Source organism: Bacillus sp. CIS52 (assembly GCF_053545315.1).
Window position 1 is genome coordinate 792,408 of record NZ_JBIUFR010000001.1, and the last position, 21,878, is coordinate 814,285.

Annotated in this window: 20 protein-coding genes and 1 other annotated feature; of the genes, 2 read left to right on the forward strand and 18 right to left on the reverse strand. The window is 45.0% G+C overall.

The window, feature by feature from the left end:
- Positions 1–178: 178 nt before the first annotated feature.
- Both ACH32G_RS03555 and mecA read right to left on the reverse strand, forming a co-directional pair.
- Positions 179–1,339, reverse strand: coding sequence for a competence protein CoiA family protein (locus ACH32G_RS03555; protein WP_448813998.1), 1,161 nt, complete (start codon positions 1,337–1,339; stop codon positions 179–181).
- Positions 1,340–1,489: 150 nt separating this feature from the next.
- Positions 1,490–2,146, reverse strand: coding sequence for an adaptor protein MecA (gene mecA, locus ACH32G_RS03560; RefSeq protein ID WP_198698687.1), 657 nt, complete (start codon positions 2,144–2,146; stop codon positions 1,490–1,492).
- A 275-nt stretch (positions 2,147–2,421) separates the two neighbouring features.
- Here mecA and ACH32G_RS03565 point away from each other — a divergent pair, with 275 nt between their 5' ends.
- The gene (locus ACH32G_RS03565; RefSeq protein ID WP_047477838.1) at positions 2,422–3,078 is read left to right on the forward strand and encodes a TerC family protein; all 657 of its coding nucleotides are present in this window, start codon (positions 2,422–2,424) and stop codon (positions 3,076–3,078) included.
- A 58-nt stretch (positions 3,079–3,136) separates the two neighbouring features.
- Here ACH32G_RS03565 and spx read toward each other — a convergent pair whose 3' ends face one another.
- The 8 genes from spx to ACH32G_RS03605 all read right to left on the reverse strand — a co-directional run bounded on the left by spx (position 3,137) and on the right by ACH32G_RS03605 (position 11,299).
- The gene (gene spx, locus ACH32G_RS03570) at positions 3,137–3,532 is read right to left on the reverse strand and encodes a transcriptional regulator Spx (RefSeq protein ID WP_003327578.1); all 396 of its coding nucleotides are present in this window, start codon (positions 3,530–3,532) and stop codon (positions 3,137–3,139) included.
- Positions 3,533–3,709: 177 nt separating this feature from the next.
- The gene (locus tag ACH32G_RS03575; RefSeq protein WP_045925331.1) at positions 3,710–4,288 is read right to left on the reverse strand and encodes a GNAT family N-acetyltransferase; all 579 of its coding nucleotides are present in this window, start codon (positions 4,286–4,288) and stop codon (positions 3,710–3,712) included.
- Between the two features lie 117 nt (positions 4,289–4,405).
- A complete protein-coding gene (locus ACH32G_RS03580; RefSeq protein ID WP_064777831.1) occupies positions 4,406–5,593 on the reverse strand; it encodes a putative glycoside hydrolase in 1,188 nt (395 codons plus the stop codon).
- Between the two features lie 109 nt (positions 5,594–5,702).
- Positions 5,703–6,620, reverse strand: a complete 918-nt coding sequence (gene oppF, locus ACH32G_RS03585) for an oligopeptide ABC transporter ATP-binding protein OppF (RefSeq protein WP_016938232.1) — start codon at positions 6,618–6,620, stop codon at positions 5,703–5,705.
- Complete coding sequence (locus tag ACH32G_RS03590) at positions 6,613–7,689, reverse strand: ABC transporter ATP-binding protein (protein WP_448813999.1); 1,077 nt, start codon at positions 7,687–7,689, stop codon at positions 6,613–6,615. The genes oppF and ACH32G_RS03590 overlap by 8 nt, the downstream gene beginning before the upstream one ends.
- Before the next feature lie 12 nt (positions 7,690–7,701).
- Positions 7,702–8,619: an oligopeptide ABC transporter permease OppC gene (oppC, locus tag ACH32G_RS03595; RefSeq protein WP_016938234.1), complete on the reverse strand. Its 918-nt coding sequence runs from the start codon at positions 8,617–8,619 to the stop codon at positions 7,702–7,704.
- Positions 8,620–8,622: 3 nt separating this feature from the next.
- The gene (locus ACH32G_RS03600; protein ID WP_016938235.1) at positions 8,623–9,558 is read right to left on the reverse strand and encodes an ABC transporter permease; all 936 of its coding nucleotides are present in this window, start codon (positions 9,556–9,558) and stop codon (positions 8,623–8,625) included.
- Positions 9,559–9,664: 106 nt separating this feature from the next.
- Complete coding sequence (locus tag ACH32G_RS03605; protein WP_045925329.1) at positions 9,665–11,299, reverse strand: peptide ABC transporter substrate-binding protein; 1,635 nt, start codon at positions 11,297–11,299, stop codon at positions 9,665–9,667.
- A gap of 477 nt (positions 11,300–11,776) precedes the next feature.
- Positions 11,777–11,989, forward strand: a binding site (T-box leader).
- A 55-nt stretch (positions 11,990–12,044) separates the two neighbouring features.
- Here ACH32G_RS03605 and trpS point away from each other — a divergent pair.
- On the forward strand, positions 12,045–13,037 hold the full coding sequence (gene trpS / locus ACH32G_RS03610; RefSeq protein WP_016938237.1) for a tryptophan--tRNA ligase: 993 nt from the start codon (positions 12,045–12,047) through the stop codon (positions 13,035–13,037).
- 32 nt (positions 13,038–13,069) lie between these two features.
- Here the strand turns inward: trpS and ACH32G_RS03615 are convergent, their stop codons facing one another.
- The 8 genes from ACH32G_RS03615 to fabF form a co-directional block, all read right to left on the reverse strand.
- The gene (locus tag ACH32G_RS03615; protein WP_016938238.1) at positions 13,070–13,822 is read right to left on the reverse strand and encodes a YjbA family protein; all 753 of its coding nucleotides are present in this window, start codon (positions 13,820–13,822) and stop codon (positions 13,070–13,072) included.
- Between the two features lie 126 nt (positions 13,823–13,948).
- Positions 13,949–14,863 (reverse strand): oligopeptide ABC transporter permease, encoded by a 915-nt coding sequence (gene opp4C, locus ACH32G_RS03620; RefSeq protein ID WP_016938239.1) that lies wholly within the window; start codon positions 14,861–14,863, stop codon positions 13,949–13,951.
- Positions 14,864–14,884: 21 nt separating this feature from the next.
- Positions 14,885–15,835, reverse strand: a complete 951-nt coding sequence (locus ACH32G_RS03625; protein ID WP_016938240.1) for an ABC transporter permease — start codon at positions 15,833–15,835, stop codon at positions 14,885–14,887.
- A 66-nt stretch (positions 15,836–15,901) separates the two neighbouring features.
- A complete protein-coding gene (locus ACH32G_RS03630; RefSeq protein WP_045925326.1) occupies positions 15,902–17,530 on the reverse strand; it encodes a peptide-binding protein in 1,629 nt (542 codons plus the stop codon).
- Positions 17,531–17,607: 77 nt separating this feature from the next.
- Positions 17,608–18,597, reverse strand: coding sequence for an ABC transporter ATP-binding protein (locus tag ACH32G_RS03635; RefSeq protein ID WP_016938242.1), 990 nt, complete (start codon positions 18,595–18,597; stop codon positions 17,608–17,610).
- Positions 18,594–19,580, reverse strand: a complete 987-nt coding sequence (locus ACH32G_RS03640) for an ABC transporter ATP-binding protein (protein WP_016938243.1) — start codon at positions 19,578–19,580, stop codon at positions 18,594–18,596. The genes ACH32G_RS03635 and ACH32G_RS03640 overlap by 4 nt, the downstream gene beginning before the upstream one ends.
- 172 nt (positions 19,581–19,752) lie before the next feature.
- Entirely contained in the window at positions 19,753–20,538 is a 786-nt protein-coding gene (locus tag ACH32G_RS03645; protein WP_016938244.1) for a DUF2268 domain-containing protein, read from the reverse strand.
- Between the two features lie 85 nt (positions 20,539–20,623).
- On the reverse strand, positions 20,624–21,862 hold the full coding sequence (gene fabF, locus ACH32G_RS03650; protein ID WP_029575326.1) for a beta-ketoacyl-ACP synthase II: 1,239 nt from the start codon (positions 21,860–21,862) through the stop codon (positions 20,624–20,626).
- Positions 21,863–21,878: the final 16 nt, after the last annotated feature.

The window sequence follows — 21,878 nt, forward strand, 5'->3', positions numbered from 1 at the left end:
TTTCTCCAAAAACTTGTGTTGTGATTATCTTCCGGCTTTTCACTGCCTTTTGTCAAATCATATGCGGCATATAAGACCAAGCATACCAATAATCCAGTGAAAAAACGAAAACAAAATGCCCGTACGCCCTTCACATTCGCCACCACCTTGACGTTAGGGTGAACGAAATCAAGCATTCTCATTCTCCAAAAAAGAGCTGATCCCGCTGACGCAGCTCTTCAGCCGTTTGAGGGCGCTTCTGTTGAGATGAGGGCATATATACTTCATTCTCAGTTTCCCTTAAAAAATCCTGCAAGCATAAGAAATCCGCATATTGTTTTACCGCCATTCCGATGAGATGTTCGTGAGAATCGTACCGCATCCGGATTTCCTGACGGCGGATGTTATGCCGTACATTTTGAATCATGCCGGATAACCGGATTGGTGCTCTTTTTTCAAAAAGCTCCGCAAGCCGCAAGTATAAATGGCCCTGCCACACGAAAACGGGACTTGCAAACACAAATCCCGCTGAAACGGGAATAAACACTTCAGAAGGCAGAAAAGGAAATGCAACCTGGTGTCTCTCGTAAAAAAGCCGCCGGATGAGACCGGCATCCTCAGATAAAAACCGGCCGCTTTTTGTGCGAAAGCCAGCTACGGCGCGTCTCCAATTGGAAAGTTTGACGCTGTGCCGCCCTTCCGGATGACAAATGTCTTTCAGGTTTGCTTTGTGAAGAGGGATCGTGGTTAAGCCGGCATAAGAATAGCCGGTGTAAAACGGGGTGATGGAATGCAGTTTGTAAAAGGAGCGGGCGTCGGGGCAGTAAAACATCAAGGATGAAAATGAATTCGCTTCAAAGAACTGCCAGTGATATGCAGAAAGCCGGAAAAAATGCGCAGCCAGCCGTTTCAGGCGTTTTGCCCCGATGATCCAGACCGGCCGGTATCCGGCGTTTTGCAGGCCTGCCGTCCGGCTCTTTAAAGAGTCTGCCGAAAGGTTCGCACATTGAAATTCAATAGCCAGCCTCTCTTTTCCGTTTTCAGCCGTCAAGTCAGGCCGCTGACCTGCAGAAGTCAGATACGGCTCCAGGCTGACGGTGCACCCTTGTGCCTTAAGCCAGAGAAAAAGCTGTCTTTTTCCTTCCAGATGGTATTCGCTTTCAGGCTCGGATTCTCCCGGACACAGCCTGCTTTTTTTATGGGCGAAGTGCGGCAGTTTCTCCCGTCCAAGTTTAATATCAAGCTCACTTTTACACACGGGGCAGAACCAGCGCTTTTTTCTCAGTTCCGCCGCCTTTTCCTTTGAATAGCTTCCGGCCAGCTGAATGAGCCGGCCGCCGGCATTCACAGCACTGAACATATTGCATCTTCTCCTTTCCTGAATCTTGATGTATTCAGCAGAAAGAAGGCATAATCCTGTTTGCGGGTGAGCGCTGTTATGGGGTTTTCAGCCGTTTATCATGTCATTCAGAACAAAAAAAACCGATTTCTGCTGAGAGAAATCGGTTTGTTATGATGCAAAGTGTTTTTTTATCGTATATAACGCATGATCAGCGATCACCAATTTTCCGTATTCTTCAAGACGGTGAATGCTGACTGGCGATTCGTGCGCGTACTCCAACAGGATGCTTAGCTGATTTTCAACCTCTTCATCAGTTTGCTCATAAAAATCTGCATATAAATAATATCGGTTTTCAAACGAATACAGGGTCGTTTTAATTCCGTTAAGATTCAATTTTGATAGCGAGATGAGATCCTCAAAATCATCGAACCGCAAAGTGAACTGAAGCTTTTGCTCCTTATCTTCCCGGCTCTCGGCCTGCTCTTCTTTCTGGAAATCATCAAGTAAAGCATCGAGATTTTCATCTGCCGGCTCTTGTTTTTTATCTTCCGGGATCGGCAGTTCGAGTTTTTGTCCGTCCTTGGAAAGCTGGGCTTTTGTTACGATTATTTCCAGTCCTTTGTCCAATGCCTGAACCTGAATCCAAAGAGGACCCTCGACAGCGAATTCCTCTTCATCATGAACTTCATCCATGACTTCCCAGAACAGTTCTTCACTGCGCTCGCGATTGTACCAGATTTCTTCTCTGTCAAAACCGCGATCTTCAATATCACCATAAGACATATAAAATTTTACAGTATGCTCGTTAATTCTTTCTATTTCCATTTTGCCAACCTTCCCTTCTTTATAAGATGTTGAAGGGACATCTAAGCTCCCGATGAATAGTACTTTACTACACTTTACCCATTCCGTCCACATCTTAACCTTATAGAAGACAGCACAAATTCTGTATATTTCTATTTTATGATAAAACAGTTATAAAAGAAATAAAAATGCATTTTCACGCCGAAAAACAGGCTTTCTCCCGGTTCCCATCATAAATGGCACACTGCTTCATATATTAGCTGTACAAGCAACCGAACTATAAGCGAGGTGTTACCATGCCGCACGATTACCTGCTGTCCCTTCTGCTCATTATCGGAATTGATCTCATTCTCGGCGGTGACAATGCCGTCGTCATCGCGATGGCCAGCCGGAATCTGGCGCATAAACAAAGACAGCAAGCGATCCTCTTCGGAACGTTTATCGCAGTCGTCTTGAGAATCGTGCTGACGAGCGCCGCGGTCTATTTATTGAATGTTCCATTTTTACAATGCGCAGGCGGAGTGTTTTTATTGTATCTCGGCTATCAGCTTCTGATTGAGAAGAAAGATGCGCAGCATGTGAAAAGCAGTTCTTCCCTTTGGAAAGCCATCCGCACAATTGTTTTGGCTGATATCTTTATGTCTCTTGACAATGTCATCGCAGTAGCCGGCGCTTCTCACGGTGAGCTGACGCTTGTAGTGATAGGGCTTTTCATCTCGGTGCCGATTATCATTTGGGGCAGCAAGCTCGTTCATACCGCTATGGAGAAAATGCCTTTACTGATGTACGCTGGAAGCGGCCTTCTCGCATTTACCGGCGGTGAAATGATTGCCGGGGACAGCAAGCTGTCTTTCTTCATGGCGGAACACGGCACTATACAGATGATGCTGCCGATTTTGACCGTCGCTTTTGTCATCCTCGCCAGTATGATTTATCAGCAGACTGAAAAATAATAAAAAGCCCAAACCGCCGACGGTTTTGGGCTTTTTTCATGCTTATCGTAAGCTTATATCAGTTAGCCAGACGCTGTGCTTCTCTTAATTGGAAAGAACGTACTTTTCTAGGCAGGAATCGTCTGATTTCATCTTCGTTATAGCCGACTTGCAGACGTTTTTCATCAATGATGATCGGACGGCGGAGCAGTCCCGGATGCTCATTGATCAAAGTGTACAAGTCTTGAAGCGGCATTGATTCAACATTTACGTTCAGTTTCTGAAATACTTTAGAACGGGTAGAGATAATTTCATCCGTACCGTCTTCAGTCATACGCAGAATCTGCTTGATCTCATCAATTGATAACGGCTCAGAGAAAATGTTTCTTTCTTCAAACGGAATCTCGTGCTCCTCAAGCCAAGCTCTTGCTTTTCTGCATGACGTACAGCTAGGTGATGTGTATAATGTAACCATTAATCTTCACTCCTCTAATTAGTAGGATGAACATGTTTGTATTCTCAAATTGAAATGACTTTAAAAAAGGAATCTTTATAGGTATTATACTATAAAAAAGTAAGTATGAACAGTCTCCTGAGAAAAAAATGTGTCAATCCGGCAAATTTACGTTTTCGGATTATTTCCCATTCTCAATTAGCTCAGCTGATCGAAAATGTTTTTTCGTTTGTTCTCCTCAATGACTTTGAGAACTTCATCCGTTTTTTCGTATGATTCTCCGTACCATTTTTCATCTTTATAAGTGTGAATGTTTTCATATGTCTGTTTCATCGCTTCAAACATTTCTTCTTCTGACTCCGTCTTAGGCGACCAGTACAGAATCTCCATTTTGTTCACTTCATTCGTAGCCAATGACCGGCGCCGATACCCGATTGACTGCGCGTGCTTGAAATGCTCTCTTTGATAAAAACGCAAGCGCTTCTGTGTGTCCGTGTCATCCTCATCAACAGGCTCCACTTCAAGAAGAATCGGTTTGTTTTTCTTTTTCAGCCTGCCGATCAGCTTGCTTCCGAGACCTTGTCCTCTGGATTTCTTCGACACAAACAGGTAATCAATAAAGATGAAAGAGTCAAATTCCGCATACATCAGCACGTGGTACTGTCCTTCTTCTTTATGATAAACATCGCTTCGCTCCTTTAACAGAGCTTCCATATGCGCTTTTGATTTCATTTCTTCAATCGGAAAATATTCACTCAGCTTTTCGTACCAGTTCATTCATTTGCTCCTTATGGGTTCGTTGTCTTCACACTTTTAGATATACCCCATTTCCGATTGTTTAAACAATCTTACATCTATTAAGACGTGTGACCCTTTGACATGGTTTCAATTTTTTTAAAATGGTGTGTAATCGACATTTTTTGTATAACGGTTTGCCGCATCCCATAATAAAAATTCGTCAATTCCTTCATCATGCAGCGCTTTAATCTGGTCTTCCACCTGGCTTTTCCCGTACTTTTGATAATTTCCGCTGCCAAGATAAGAAGCCGTGAAGTCCTGAAGCCACGGGCGCGACACAGGCGGGTGTTTCAGCTTAGACAGTTTGTTATTTTCCACCTTCGCGTATTCTTTGACGACATTGTAAGGCTCAAGATCCGGTTTATCAATGCCGAAATAGCTTGTCCAATGGCTCGGATAAATCATAGATGAAATGACATCGACCTGTTCTGAAATTTTGCTGAAATTCTGGCCGATCCCAGGCGCCTCCGGCAGTGTCGCAGAATAGCCGAAAATATCAACCGACACATTTGCGCCATACGGCTTGAGTTTTCTCTTCGCATATCCGACAAAATCGGTGACGGCATGAACGCGTTTTTGCACATTGCTGTCTGCTGTTTTTCCGTAATCGCCGTGTCCGTATGTCAGTTCGCCATCACGTTTTTCAAATCCTTCAGGAAAACGGACATAATCAAACTGAATTTCCTGAAAGCCCATCTTCGCAGCTTGTTTTGCAATCTTTACATTATAATCCCATACTTCTTTCATAAACGGATTGACGAACGATTCTCCGCGGCCGTTTTTCCAGACGCTTCCGTTTTTTTCTTTAAAGGACCACTCCGGCTTTTCGTTCGCGAGTTCGCTGTCTTTAAATACGACAATACGCGCGATCGGATAGATCTTTTTTTCCTCCAGCTTTTTCATCATCTTTTTTGGGTCTTTGATGTATGGTTTGGCGATTTTGTCATACTCAGAATGACCGTCTGGTTTAAAGGTAAGATTTCCGTTGTCGTCCTTCACATCAATCACCATTGTGTTGAGCTTCGATTTGTCCACAAAGTCTGTCAGCTCCCCGAATTTGCTCCCTCCCGCTGAATGTCCTGTGACGTAAATGCCCCGGACCTTATCAGGACGTGTAAAATGCAGTCCTGACGGATAAGCAAACCTCTCATTTGCTTTTGGCAGCTCTTTTTCAGTCAGCGCTATTTTTACAAGCGGCTGCTCTTCTTTTACAGCCGCCTGTGCCGGATAAGCGGCTGCACTGAAAAACAGTCCCGCCGCAAAGGCGCATAAAATGGTTTTCATACTGATCTCCCCCTTTTTTTCCATTATAGGAAAACGGGAGCAGGCTGAATAAACTTGGATGTGCGCGAAAAAAAAATCCTCCAAGACTAAGTCTTGAAGGATGCTGCTTTTATAGATAGGTTTTAAATTCAGCTTCTGTGCACATGACAAAATGTCCCGGTTTCACTTCGCGAAATTCCATCTTTTCTCCGTCTTGGAGCTGATGAATTGACGGATCATATTTCTTTCGCACGCGATTTCTTTCATAGTCCGGATCAGGAAGCGGGATAGCGGACAGCAATGATTTCGTGTAAGGATGAAGCGGATTTTCGTAAAGCTCATCCGCCGGCGCAAGCTCCACCAGCTTCCCGAAATACATGACGCCGATGCGGTCGCTGATGTATTTGACCATTGATAGATCATGGGCGATAAACAGATAAGTGAGCCCTTTTTCTTGCTGCAATTCTTTCATTAAATTGACAACCTGCGCCTGAATGGAAACGTCAAGCGCCGAAATCGGTTCGTCCGCAATGATAAACTCCGGATCAACCGCCAATGCTCTGGCGATTCCGATACGCTGGCGCTGCCCGCCCGAAAATTCATGCGGATAGCGGTTGGCATGCTCTTTATTTAAACCGACCGTTTCCAGCAGTTCGTGAACCCGCTGCATGCGCTCTTTTTTCGTTTTGGCCAGGCGGTGAATATCTATTCCCTCGGCAATAATGTCGGCGACTGTCATTCTCGGATTTAACGAAGCGTACGGATCCTGGAAAATCATCTGCATTTTCCGGTTAAACTCCAGCAGTTTCTTGCGGGATTTTTTCCCGTGGACATTTTCCCCGTTAAAGAGGACTTCCCCGCCGGTTGCCTCATACAGCCGGATAATACTGCGGCCCGTCGTTGATTTACCGCAGCCCGATTCTCCGACAAGGCCGAGCGTTTCGCCTTTATAAATATCAAATGATAAATCATCTACGGCTTTTACCGTTCCTTTCGGCGTAAAAAAATGCTGTTGTAAATGTTTGATTTCAAGCAGTTTCTCAGTCATTTTTTTCACCTTCCTTCATTAAAACAGGCTGCTGATACGTATTCGGCAGCTGACGGATTTTAGCCTTCACCGCTTCTGGCGGCTCGACCTTAGGCGCATCAGGATGCAGAAGCCATGATTTCACAAAATGCGTGTCGGACACTTTATACATCGGCGGTTCCTGTTCAAAGTCAATTTTCATCGCATACGAGCTGCGGAGCGCAAATGCGTCCCCTATCGGAGGGTTTGTGAGATCAGGCGGCGTGCCCGGAATGGCCGTCAGTTTTTCCTGATCTGTGCTGTCCAGACTCGGCATTGAGGCAAGCAGCCCCCACGTATACGGATGGCGCGGATCATAAAAGATTTCATCCACCGTGCCCGATTCAACCACCTGACCCGCGTACATGACGGCGACCCGATCGGCGACATTGGCGACAACGCCGAGATCGTGCGTGATGAAAATGATAGACGTATCAATTTTCTTTTGCAGATCTTTCATCAGCTCAAGGATTTGCGCCTGAATCGTTACATCAAGCGCTGTTGTCGGTTCATCGGCAATTAACAGCTTCGGATTTGCTGCGAGCGCCATCGCGATGACGACGCGCTGTCTCATACCGCCTGAAAATTCATGCGGGAATTGGCCGACCCGTTTTTCAGGCATCGGGATGCCGACGAGATCAAGCAGCTCTATGGCGCGTTTTTTCGCAGCTTCTTTTGAGATTTTTTCATGTTTGAAAAGCACTTCCATAATTTGTTTTCCGACTTTCATCGTCGGGTTCAAAGAGGTCATCGGATCTTGGAAAATCATTCCGATGTCCCTTCCCCTGATGGCCTGCATTTCTTTTTCGGACATCGGCACGATATCGCGCCCGTCAAAAAGAATCTGTCCTCTTTTGAAATAGCCCGGAGGCATCGGAATCAGCTTCATTATCGCCTGAGATGTCACACTTTTTCCGGAACCTGACTCCCCTACGATCGCCAGCGTCTCTCCTTTATTCAAATGGAAATTCACGCCGCGGATTGCCTGTACCTCTCCGCCGTATGTTTTAAATGAAATGGCTAAGTCTTTTACTTCTAGCAAGCGTGTCACTCATATCACTCCTTATTTGCGTAACTTAGGATCCAGCGCGTCTCTTAACCCGTCGCCGACAACGTTAAAGCCGAACATTGCCAGGCAGATAAATCCTGCAGGGAAGAACAGACGCCAAGGGTAATAGGTTAATGCAGGCAATCCGTCTGAGGCCATCGTCCCCCAGCTCGCAAGCGGTGCAGGTACGCCAAGCCCCAAATAACTTAAAAATGCTTCTGTAAAAATCGCCGTCGGAACCGTGAGCGTCATCGTTACAAGTATAGATCCCATCGCATTCGGGACGATATGCTTAAACAAAAGCCGGCCGGTTTTGGCACCGAGTGTCTGTGAAGCAAGCACATACTCCTGATTCTTTAATTGCAGCACCTGTCCGCGGACGATTCTCGCCATATTGATCCAGCCCGTGATCGTCATGGCGACGATAATGGTCAGCAACCCTTTCGGCAGAACAACCATCAGCAAAATCACCATTAATAATGAAGGAACAGCCCACAGAATGTCGGCGATGCGCATCATCACTTCATCTGTGCGTCCGCCGCGGAATCCGGAAATACTGCCCCAGATTACGCCGATTAATAAATCAAGCACGGCAGCTGCGACTCCGATAAAGATCGAAATCCGCGCGCCCACCCATGTCCGGACAAATATGTCCCTTCCAAGGTCATCGGTGCCGAACCAATGATCTTTCGACGGCGCTTTATCAGCATTTAATAGATTGGTAGTCGCATAATCATATTTTGAAAAAACAGGTGCAAAAATCGCCATAAGAATAATAAGAACGATCAGTACCAACCCGACCATCGCAAGCTTATTGCTGCGGAAGCGGAGCATGGCGTCTTTCCAGAGGGAAAGGCTTTTTTTACTTATTTTTTCGGCATCGCCGGCATTAGCTGAAGCTGGTTCAAACATATTTTTAGGAATGTTCTGCATGGTCTAGGCTCCTTTCTTTGCTTTAGAAAGCTTGATTCTCGGATCGATCAATCCGTACAGCACATCTACAATCAATACGCATAAAAGCAGGATCACGCTGAAGAACACGGTAACTCCCATAATGACCGTATAATCACGGTTTGTAATGCTGTTTACAAAATGCGCGCCTAAACCGGGGATTCCGAAAATCGATTCAATGATGAAACTTCCCGTTAAAATGGACGCCGCCATCGGCCCCATATATGTCACGACGGGCAAAAGCGCGTTTCGAAGCGCATGGCGCACGGTGACTGACGGCCGGGAAAGGCCTTTTGCTTTTGCAGTCCGTATGTAATCGCTGTTTAACACTTCAATCATGCTTGAACGGGAGAGTCTGGCGATAAATGCCATCGGCATGGAAGCGAGCGCAATGGAGGGCAGAAAGGTGTATGCCCAGGATTCCCAACCCGCGACCGGGAACAGTTCTAATTTAATGGAGAAAATATATTGCAAAATCGTCGCCAATATAAAACTCGGAACTGAGATCCCAAAGATCGTTAAAATCGCAATGGTATAATCCTGCCATTTATTATGGTACAGGGCAGCCAGCACCCCGAAAAGCACACCAAACGCTAATGCGAGGAGAATTGCTTCTGCACCGAGAGTGAATGAGACGGGGAAGCCGGAATTGATTAAATCATTAACACTTTGGCCTTTATATTTAAAAGAAGGCCCAAAGTCCCACATCGCTACAGATTTTAAGTAGCTGACATATTGAACGAAAAGAGGCTTGTCCAGACCATAGTGTTCGTTTAAGTTTGCTTCAATTTCAGGCGTCAGCTTTCTTTCGCCGGAAAATGGTCCGCCCGGGGCTGCCTGCATTAAGAAGAAAGTGGCGGTGACAATCACAAACAGCGTGATGATCATGTAAATGAATCGTTTACCGATGTATTTCAGCAAGGTGAACACCTCCATATTTTTTACCATTTTAAACTTAATAAGCAAGAAAGGTATACGGGGACATCCTCCCCATATACCTTGGGTCTTTTGTTTTCAGAACCGCCTGTTATTCAAAAGAAGCGTTTCTGAAGAAAACGTCACCTGTTCCGGTCAAGATTACATTTTTGAGGTTTTTATCCTGCACCCAAGTATCTGTATAGAAGTAAACTGGCGCGACCGGCATTGCGTCCATAAAGATTTTTTCTGCTTTTTTCAGCTCTTCGATACGTTTATCCGGATCCGTTTCAAGCTGAGATTGGTTCAGCAGCTTTTTAAACTCAGGGTCTTCCCATCCTGTATCATTGTTTCCCCCATCTTTATCGCGATATGCTTCAAGGAAGTTAATTGCATCATTAAAGTCGCCTAACCAGGCCATACGCCCGACCTGATAATCTTGGCTGTGCAGCTTATCGATGTACACATTCCATTCGGAATTATCAAGCTCAGCTTTGACACCTAAGTTCTTTTTCCACATTTCCTGTACGGCCTGCGCTATTTTCGCATGCGCATCATTCGTATTGTAGGACAATTTGATTGCCGGAAGGTCAGAGACGCTCTTGATACCTAATTCTTTCAGTCCTTTATTTAAGTATTCTTTAGCTGTTTTGACGTCATTGTCTTTGAAATAGCCTTTTTTGTTATCCTCGAATCCCTTCATTGACGGCGGCACTGCAGCCATGGCCGGGATTTGTTCCCCCTGCGTCACATTTTTCACGATAGATGAGCGGTCGATCGCATAAGCAAGGGCTTTACGGATGTTCACATTGTTCAGCGGTTTCGCTTCTGTGTTGAATTTGTACCAATACACACCTGCGATCGGTTCAACATGGAGCGATCCATCCTTTTTCAAAGTCGGCAGAGATTCGGTCGGAAGCTGGCCGAGCGGCATTCCTGCCCAGTCAAGCTCACCCGCCTGGAATTTTTTCAGTTCGGTGTTGTCATTGTTAATCATCACCATGTTGATTTTCTTCAATTTCACAGCGTCTTTATCCCAATATTGATCGTTCTTTTCAAGCGTGATGGAACCGCTGTGTTTCCAGGCTGTCATTTTGAACGGGCCGTTTGACACGTAATTTTCACCTGCGTTTGTGTTCCAATTTTTATGTTTTTCAGCAATTTTCTTGTTGATCGGCATATACGTATAGAATGAAGTTAATTGCAGGAAGTAAGGTGTCGGGTTGTTCAGTTCCACCTTTAATGTTTTGTCATTTACGGCTTTTACGCCTACGTCATCAAGCTTGCCTTTTCCTGTATTGGCGGCTTCAGCGCCTTTGATGTAGTAGAGCTGATAAGCGTATTGTGATTCGTTGTTCGGGTCAAGCACCCATTTCCATGCATATTCAAAATCCTGCGCAGTCACGGGATCGCCGTTAGACCATTTCGCACCGTCACGAATCGTAAATGTATAGGTCTTTCCGTCTTTGCTTGTTTCAATTTTAGATGCCATTCCTTCTTCAGGCTCACCTTTGGAGTTTACGCGTGTCAATCCTTCAAAAATCTGGCGGATTACGCCTCCTGAAACGGAATCATTCGCTAATCCCGGATGCATTGAAAACGGCTCAGTTTTAATATTGATATTAAGTGTAGTCTGTCCTTTGGTGTCTTTTTTACCGTCGCCTGATCCGCCGCTGAATCCGCCGCACGCACTTAACACAAGCGAGAAGATAAGCATCAAACCTACAATAGACCAACGCTTTTTCATGCACTAACCCCCTAATCAAATTTTCAGCCTTTACTACTAAATACTCAGAAATATCAGACAAAATAACGTAATATTTTTCTAAACTTTAATTGTGTTCCGTCTTTTCTGATTATTTTATGTAAAGAAGCTGTAACAATAGAGTGAACAAGTTCATTATAATGAAATGAATAATTTATTGCAATACTATTTTCTCAATTTAAAATATTTAAATTTGGTCAGTTTTTCTGCCAAAAAGGTGATACACTTCTATAGTTTAAAGCATGACCTAACTAAATATTTTTATTGTAATTTCCAGTTCATATTGCTTTTTACATATAATATTCGTTATACGAAATGTTGATATCCGTTATCTTTTAGGGATTTTCAGTTCTTTTTGCGGATTTTCAGCCTTTAAGTAAATTGGAAATAAGCTTGTATTCTTCTGATGACATTTGGCTATAATTGATTTATAATAGATCAATCAAAGAACATTTTGTTGTGATTGCTATGATGAAGAGTAGTACACATATCAACCCGTTTGAAGAGAGCCTGCGGTGCTGGGAGCAGGTAACGGGCCCTGTGGAATGGACTTCTGAGCAGCTGACCGAACGTAAAGTAGGCCCAGCCGGAGCAGCCTCCGTTACCAACGTCTCGAGCGATTCCATTGTAATGGAATAATCAGGGTGGCACCACGGTTCATTCGTCCCTTTTTTCTACGGGAAGAATGGGCTTTTTTTATTATGTTTTAAGAAATGAGGTAAGAACTATGAAGAAAACGATTTTTTCAGGCATTCAGCCGAGCGGCTCCGTTACCCTCGGCAACTACATCGGCGCCATGAAACAATTTGTCGATTTGCAGCATGATTACAACGGATATTTCTGCATCGTCGATCAGCATGCAATTACGGTTCCGCAGGATCGGCTTGAGCTGCGGAAGAACATCCGCAATCTGGCGGCTCTTTACCTGGCCGTCGGACTTGACCCCGAGAAAGCGACCCTCTTTATCCAGTCAGAGGTTCCCGCTCATGCCCAGGCGGGGTGGATGCTCCAATGTGTCGCATATATCGGCGAGCTTGAGCGGATGACGCAATTTAAAGATAAGTCAAAAGGCAAAGAAGCCGTCGTCTCAGGGCTGTTAACATATCCGCCGCTGATGGCCGGTGATATTTTACTGTACGGCACGGACCTTGTTCCGGTCGGAGAAGACCAAAAACAGCACCTTGAACTGACCCGCAATCTGGCAGAACGCTTCAATAAGAAATACAATGACATCTTCACGATTCCTGAGGTGAAAATCCCTGAAACGGGCGCGCGCATCATGTCACTGGCTGATCCGCTCAAAAAAATGAGCAAATCAGACCCGAACCAAAAGGCATACATCACGCTGCTTGATGAGCCGAAACAGCTCGAAAAGAAAATCAAGAGCGCCGTGACTGATTCGGAAGGCATTGTAAAGTATGATAAAGAAAATAAACCGGGTGTTTCTAACCTTTTGACGATCTATTCTATTTTAGGAAATACATCAATTGAAGAATTAGAGGCAAAATATGAAGGCAAAGGCTACGGTGAATTCAAAAGCGATTTAGCCGAAGTTGTTATCGGCGCTTTGTCACCGATCCAAGAGCGCTATCGTGAATTAATTGAAAGCGACGAGCTTGACCGCATTCTCGACGAAGGGGCAGCACGCGCAAACAAAACCGCCGGCAAAATGGTGAAAAAAATGGAGAACGCCATGGGTCTCGGACGGAAAAGAAGATAAAGTAAAGAGGCGGGATGATCCCCGCCTCTTTTTTAGTTCACTTTTGATTCCTGTTCCATTTCCCAAAGCTTTTCGAAAAACGGCTGCCCTTTAATCAAATTTTCACAGAACGCAAGATGCTTGTCTGACCAGCCTTCGATTGTTTCATTGTAAAGCATGTCCCAAATCTCTTCGAAGCTCATCCGTTTGATCTGCTCGTACATATGCGGATTCCATTCCGTGTACCAATACACTATTTCCGCGCGGTTTTTCAGCCCTTTCAGCTGGTCAAGCGCCATAAACATCAGCTGCTTGATCTGCCGTTCTTTTCTCGTCAGCCCTCTGACATGCTCCGGCGCCAATGATAAAATGTGATATTCTTTTGAAGACTCCAATTGTGCAGGCTCAAATTGAAACGATTCCGGCTCTACATCCTTTACCATTTCATAAACAAGCTGCTCCTGCCTTGGAATCAGGCGGCTCTTTCTGACCGGAATGGTATACCCGATCGTATCCACGGCAATGATGCCGATTCCGTCAGTCACGACAAAACAGTACTCAAGCTTCGTCCGTTCATGATTTTTTCGCACGTATGACTTTTGATGCACTTGTTCCAGCAGCTCTTTCGGAAGCTCTGATAAGTCGTTTTCTATGTAATGAAATAATACCGACGGCACTCTGAGCAGCGGCGTCTGATCCAAAAGCTCAACCGTGTCTTCCTTCCGCCATTCGTGAAAATGACATACATTGTAGCCATTCTCTTCCCCTTCAAACCAATTGACCCACACATCATGAAGAAATAACATATTCGACCCCTCACTTTACAAAAACTGTTGTCCACAGTATAGGCAAGGGGTAGATAAATTATTCCATTTTAATATAAGATTTCCGCTTGCATCCCAACAAAAAAATCTCCCGTTCCGTCCGGGAGATCATTTCACATTTTTCGGATCAAGCGCGTCACGCAGCCCGTCGCCGACAAAGTTGAAACACAATACAGTAAGAAGAATCAGCAACCCTGGGAATAACGGATACCACCAAGCCTGAATCATAAGCGTAAAGTTCTGTGCATCCTGGAGCATATTGCCCCAGCTTGCGATCGGCGGCTGAATCCCGAAACCGAGATAACTCAATGTAGATTCTGCCAAAATAACCGTTCCGACCTTTAATGTGGCCGAGACAATAATCGGTCCAAGCGCATTAGGCAATATATGAGAAAAAATAATATGATGATTTTTTGTACCGATCGTCTTTGCAGCCAGTACAAATTCTCTGGAACGAAGCGATAAAAACTCCCCCCGCACAAGGCGTGCTGTTGTTGTCCAGCCTGTAAGGGAGAAAATTAAAATTAATTTATCCATTCCGGGCTGAAAAATCGTAACAAGTGTAATAAGCAAAAATATATCAGGTATGGATAATACGATATCAACAGTTCTCATGAGAACGGCATCGACAATCCCCTTAAAATAACCGGCAACGGCTCCGACAACAGTTCCGATTGTAATCGCACCGATCACAGATGCGAATCCGACAAGCAAGGAAACGCGCGCCCCGTACAGAACCCTCGTAAAGATGTCTCTTCCGAATTTATCTGTTCCCATTAGATGTTTTAAACTCGGCGGCTTCAAACGATTGATAAGAGATTGACTCTCTGGAGAGTAAGGAGCGATTACCGAAGCGAATAAAGCTGACAAAATGATGATGGTTAATATAACGGCTCCGATTACAGCAAGTTTGTTTTGAAAGAACTTTTCGAAAAAAATCTTAGTCATTGTTTCCGGTTTGGATTGAATATTTTCTTTTAATTTTATTTCACTGGGGGGTGTGCCGGTATTTGGCTGTAACATTTGACCTCTCACCTCTCTTTGTTAATATTCAATACGGGGGTCAGCCAACGCATATAAGATGTCTGCAATTAAATTCCCCACTACAACCAAAACAGCTGAAATGACCGTCATGGCCATGATAACCGGATAATCTCGTGAAAAGGCTGAATCAATAAACAATTTGCCGAGACCCGGCCAAGTAAAAATCTGTTCTACAACTACCGCTCCCCCGATAAATGACGGTATCATCAGACCAAAAATAGTGATGACAGGAAGAAGTCCGTTTCGCAAACCGTGCTTAAAAATCACTTTATTATCTCTGAATCCTTTCGCACGCGCCGTGCGTATATAATCCTGTTTTAACACATCAAGCATACTGGATCTTGTGTATCTCGTTATTCCAGCCATGTCTGCCGTTGCGAGCACAAAAGCAGGCAGAATCAAATGATGCAAACGGTCAAATATGTTAAAGTCCGCATTCAAAGTGCTTACTCCGCCAGTGGGAAACCACCCAAGATTCACAGATAAAACCATAATTAAAATCAAACCGAACCAAAAATTCGGAATGGCAAGCCCCAAGAATGAAGTAACAGTTATCCCGTAATCCAATTTTGAATAAGGACGTTTCGCTGACAAAACACCAAATGGAATAGAAATCAGAAGAGCGACAAGGGTTGAGAAAAGCATAAGCACAATCGTATTCGGTAAGCGGGATAAGATAAGTTCAGAAACAGGGGTGCCTTTCTTCACAATAGAAGTCCCGAAATCGCCTTTCAGCATATTCCCCAGCCATTTCACATATTGAACCGGTTCCGGATCGTTCAACCCGTATTTTTCAATGAATTTCGCCCTGTCCGCTTGACTGATTGTAGGGTCCATCATGAGCGACATCGGATCTCCGGGCGCTGCTTTCATGATAGCAAACGACAAAATTGTAATGCCTAAGAGAATCGGCAAGGACATTAATGTTCGCCGTAAAATATATGTAACCATGTTCTTGTCCCCTTTTTAAATAGGATAAGAGAGGAAAGGAAACTCCTTCCCTCTCAAGGGCTTCTGCTATTTTTGGTCCAGCCACCATTTTTCAATATTGTACAAGTCATTTTTAGGGTGGAATACATAGCCTTGTAAATTATTCGGCATCGCTCTGTGATAGTTGTAATAGAATAAGAAGCTGTACGGCTGATCTTCCGCAATCAATTTGTATATCTCTTCATATTTCTTTTGGTATTCTTTTCTGTCAGTAATTGACTTCGCCTCTTCAAGCAGCTTATCGACTTTCGGATTTTTGTACCAAATATTATTCAGCCCGTTTTTAGCTTGGCTTGAATGGAAGATGGAGAACTGATCCGGGAACGTAGCAAGACTCCATCCGAGAAGAAGAGCGTCATAATCCCAATTAGGGGCACTGGTCTGTTCAATTAACGCACTGAATTCAACAATCCGCGGCTTAGCCTCAATTCCTACTTCTTTTAATTGCTGCTGAACGACAACCGCTAAATCTTCACGAATTTTATTGCCTTGATTCGTTTTAATTTCAAAAGAGAATTTTTTTCCGTCTTTATCAAGGTAGCCGTCACCGTCATGGTCTTCCCATCCGGCTTCTTTTAACAGCTGCTTTGCTTTTTTCGGATTATAATCAAATGTCGGCACTTTAGACTTCGGATAATTCCATGACAGCGGACTTTCAGGAACATTTGCTACCTTACCGTCTCCATTCAGCACTTGATCCACCATTGCCTGTCTGTCAAGAGCATAAGTCAATGCCTGACGCACTTTTTTGTCCTTAAAAAGCTCTTTTTTCTCATTCCAGCCGATATAGCTGTAGTTTAAGCCAAGATCAGATTTAACCTTTACGTTTCCAAACGTTTTAACCGTATCAAAATCTGTGCCCGGCACAACGAAGAAATCAATGTCTCCCGCTTTTAACTGGGCCACGGCCGCGTTGGAATCAGGAATTGTTTTGACTGTCACTGTATCAAGATAAGGTCTGCCGCCAAAGTATTCATCATTTGCTTCCAGTTTGACATACTCACCCTTTTTCCACTCAACAAACTTAAACGGACCGGAGCCGATTGGGTTTTTACGGTTAAATTCATTCTCTCCCAGATCAGCAACCGGAACCTTACCCAATATATGTTTTGGCAAAATGCCGTAACTGTCGAGAACGACATTGTAGAAATAGGCATCTTTTTTCTTCATTTTAAACTGAATTTCATATTTTCCTTTTTTCGTTACGGATTTAAGTGACTCAAAACCTGAGCCTCGCTCACCGTTGTAATCTTTGTTAAGAGGAATACTGTAGGTGAACACTACATCGTCGGCCGTGAGCTCTTTTCCATCATGGAATTTTACGCCTTTTTTAAGTTTTACGTTGTACGTTAATCCCCCGTCAGCTTCTGTTACTTTTTCAGCCAGCGACGGCTTGACGTTCAATTTCTCATCAGTTTCTAATAATGTGCTGTAAATCATTCCTTCAATATCGGAACTTGCAACATCGGTGGAGTAAAGAGGATTAAAAAGCGTTGGTTCCCCAGTTGACCCAACAACCAAATCTCCGCCTTTTTGCGGTTTTCCGGCCGGTTTGGATTCGGTGTTTGTGGATTTTGAGCCGGAGCAGGCTGACAGGAAGATGGCGAGCGCCATAAAAACACTTAGCATCATCAGTGCGGTTTTACGTAATTTCATATCAATTCCCCCTTCGTGATATATATGCAGCAAACAGGTTATGTAATCCGGCATACCCCCTCTCGATGCTTGTCATTTCAGGTGTATAAATGGCAGGCGACGTAATGGCCGGGAGCGGCTTCTTCAAATGCCGGGATTTGTTCCTTACAGATCGGTTTGGCCATCGGGCACCGCGTGTGGAACACGCAGCCTTTCGGCGGGTTTGCCGGGCTCGGCAGTTCTCCTTTCAGGATGATTCGTTCCCGCTTGACGGCGTCTTTTTTTCTCGTGACGGGCACTGAAGATAACAGCGCTTGCGTATAGGGGTGAAGCGGATTGTCGTACAGCTCATGTTTATCGGTCAGCTCCATCATTTTTCCCAGATACATAACGCCGACTCTGTCACTGATATGGCGGACAACACTTAAATCATGGGATATAAACAAATAGGTCAGGTTGAATTCTTCCTGCAGTTCTTCCATCAGATTGATGACCTGAGCCTGAATGGAGACATCAAGCGCGGATACGGGTTCATCCGCAATAATCAGCTCGGGATTCAATGTTAAAGCCCGCGCAATCCCGATCCGCTGACGCTGCCCTCCGGAAAATTCATGCGGATAGCGGTTCGCAAAGCTCGGATGGAGACCGACTTTCGCCAGCAGCTCCTCTACTCTCTCGTTACGCTCGCGAATGCTGTACATATGGTGAGTCTGGAACGGCTCTTTAATAATGGAACGCAGCGTTTTCCTCGGGTTAAGGGATGCGAAAGGATCTTGGAATACCATCTGGATGTTTTTGCGGACGCTTTTTCTCAGCTTTTCTTCTGATAAGCCGGAAATATCCTGGCCCTTAAAAAGAATCCGGCCGTCTGTCGGTTTGTATAAACGGATCATCGTCCTTCCCGCCGTTGATTTGCCGCATCCTGATTCACCGACGATGCCGAGCGTCTCGCCGCGCTTCAGTGAAAAAGAAACACCGTCGACAGCCTTTATGTCTCCGACTTTTCTTTGAAAAAAACCGGAACGGATCGGGAAATATTTTTTTACGTCTTTCAGCTCTAATATCGTTTCTTGGCTCACAGCTGTCATTTTGATTGGGCACCCTCTTCCTCATATAAAAAACACCTTACAGAACGGCCGCTTTCATGTGTTATCAGCTCAGGCTGCCCCGTTTTGCATTTGTCCATCGCCTTTGCACACCTCGGAGCGAATCGGCAGCCTTCCGGAAGATGATCCGGTGTCGGGACACTGCCTTTGATCGCTTTTAATGTATCAATCTCTCCGTCTATCACTGGTATGGAGTTTAACAGCCCTTCCGTGTACGGATGAAGGGGGTTTAAAAATAAGTCTTCCACGCTCGCGCTCTCAACGACTTGTCCGCAGTACATCACGATCACCCTGTCGGCGGCTTCGGAAACGACGCCTAAATCGTGAGTGATCAGCAGAATGGAAGTATCGAATTTTTTGCAGAGGTCTTTCATCAGCTCCAATACTTGGGCTTGTATCGTCACATCAAGCGCTGTCGTCGGTTCATCGGCTATCAGGAGCTTCGGGTTGCAGCTGAGCGCAATGGCGATCATCACCCTCTGTCTCATCCCCCCGGAAAGGCGGTGCGGATATTCTTTCATTACTTGTTCCGCTCTTGAGAATCCGACGAGCTTGAGAAGCTCAACGGCTTTATTCGCGGCTTCTTTTTTACTCATTTTTTTATGGTATTCAAGCACTTCGGTAATTTGTTCGCCGATGGTCAGCACCGGGTTTAGAGAAGTCATAGGTTCCTGAAAGATCATAGAGACGTCATTTCCGCGGATTTTGCAATATTCGTTTTCGGTGAAGGAGGCCAGGTCCCTGCCTTCCAGCTTAATCGAGCCGTCCACAATTTTCCCGCCCGAGCCTTGGACAAGTCCCATAATAGAAAGCGAGGTGATGCTTTTGCCCGAGCCGGATTCTCCTACAAGGGCGACGGTTTCGCCCTTGTTAATGTGAAAATCCACCCCGTCGACTGCGGGAATCGGCTGTTTCTTTCTGAAAAAATAGGTCTTTAAATTATTCACTTCTAATAGTGTGCTCATGATACGCCCCTTTCTCATTCCGCTGCAGCAGAGGGAAACATACGTTTCGCTATCACAAAATATAGAATAGTCAAAAATTTTATAGTTGTATATTATTACATCATTATTACAAAAGCAAGAATTTTTTAGGATAAATGTAATATCCTTAAATAATTACCATTCTTTTAATCTTTTAAAGCGTTGCTTCCAGAAAGGTTTTTGAAGGGATGGCCAATGCTTCTTTTACTGTTTTTTGATGATCGGTTAAATATTTTTTTACAATATTGAATCCGACGGCATAACCAAGCATTGAGGGGAAGTATCCTTTTCCGTATAAGAGCTGTGAAAACATTCTGCTGTCTCTCGTTAATCGAAGGTTCGGCTTGACTCTTTTTTCAAACAGAAAATCAAGCTGCTCAGGCGTGTAGTAGGACGTCCATTCCGCCGTAAGACTTGAGCCGAATCGCTCATATACAGCATATTCTGCCAGCCCCTCCATCATGATTGTATCAAGTAATGTCTCATCTTTTTCGTCCTTTGTCACATGTTCTAACCGGCAGACGTGATTATATTCATGTGTCATAAGGGCGGAAACAGCTGAATTGGAACTATCCGACGATAAGAAGAGAAACATTTTGTCCCGGAAAGCAAGACCGGATTTTGACCCGAATTCCAGACGGATTTTTCGGTTTCGTTCATCAACGGGCAAAACAACGATCGGCACGTCCGGCCCGTTCCACTTCTCCTTTAAATAAGCTTCCTCCTTTTGGATATGGCTGTAGCTTCCTCTTTCTTTCAGCCGTTTACTGGTCCTAACGCCGTCCTTCAGATGGCGGAACATTCCGTGGTTTTGCAGCATCCCGAGTATCGGCTTCCACTCTTTCTTTTCGGCCCCTGAAAAAAGCGGCAAAAGGTGCGGGGCCAAATCATTCATGGATGCCGCCTTTTCCATCCATTTATATGTCTGCTTGACGCTCATACCGGTTCGCCTCCTCTTGTTGTTATCATATGCACGCACAAAAAAAACCGGCCGCCTTTTTCAGGCAGCCGGTCAAAAAACTGTATTATTGATATTTTTTAAAGATCAAAGTGGCATTATGTCCGCCGAATCCGAGCGAGTTGCTGAGAACGATGTTAACATCCTGCTCGCGCGCTTTGTCCGGTACATAATCTAAATCACACTCTTCATCAGGTGTTTCGATGTTAATCGTCGGCGGGATAACGCTGTCTTTAATCGCCATGACGGAGAAGATGGCTTCAATTCCTCCGGCAGCGCCTAACAAATGGCCCGTCATTGATTTTGTTGAGCTGATGGCAAGCTTGTACGCATGATCGCCGAAAACGGTCTTAATGGCTTTTGTCTCGTATTTGTCATTGTAGTACGTGCTTGTGCCGTGAGCGTTAATATAATCAATTTCTTCAGGCTTGATGCCCGCATCTTTGATTGCTTCTTGCATCGCTCTCGCACCGCCTTCCCCGTCTTGGGCAGGCGCGGTAATGTGGTAAGCATCACCCGTTGAGCCGTAACCGACAATTTCTCCGTAGATTTTCGCACCGCGGGCAAGCGCGTGCTCAAGCTCTTCAAGTACGACGATCCCCGCGCCTTCTCCCATGACAAAGCCGTCACGGTTTTTATCAAACGGGCGGCTTGCCGTTTTCGGATCAGGATTTGTAGAAAGGGCTTTGTTTGCGCTGAAGCCCGCAAATGACATTCTTGTCAGCGGCGCTTCCGTTCCGCCCGTAATCATCGCATCGGCATCGCCGCGCTGAATGACTTTAAACGCGTCACCGATAGAGTTTGTCCCCGTCGCACATGCCGTCACCGTACAGGAGTTAACTCCTTTTGCTCCGAGAGCGATTGAGATTTGGCCTGTCGCCATATCCGGAATCATCATCGGAACAAAGAACGGGCTGACCCGTCTCGGCCCTTTTGTCAGGAAGATTTCGAATTGGGATTCAAGCGTTTCAAGGCCGCCGATTCCGGAACCGACCCAAACGCCGACTCTTGGCGCGATCTCTTCTGTGATGTTCAGACCGGCATCTTCAACAGCCATTTTCGCGGCTACGACAGCATATTGCGTGAAGCGGTCCATTTTTCTCGCTTCTTTTTTATCCATGTAGTTTTCAATATTGAAATCTTTCAGTTCAGCAGCTACTTTCGCCGGATACTCATCCGATTCCACACGTGTGATCGGTCCGACTCCGGATACGCCGCTAATTGCATTTTTCCAGCTTGTTTCGGCGTCGTTGCCAAGCGGAGACAAGGCTCCAAGTCCTGTAACGACTACTCTTTTTTTACTCATCATGTGTGCACCTCAC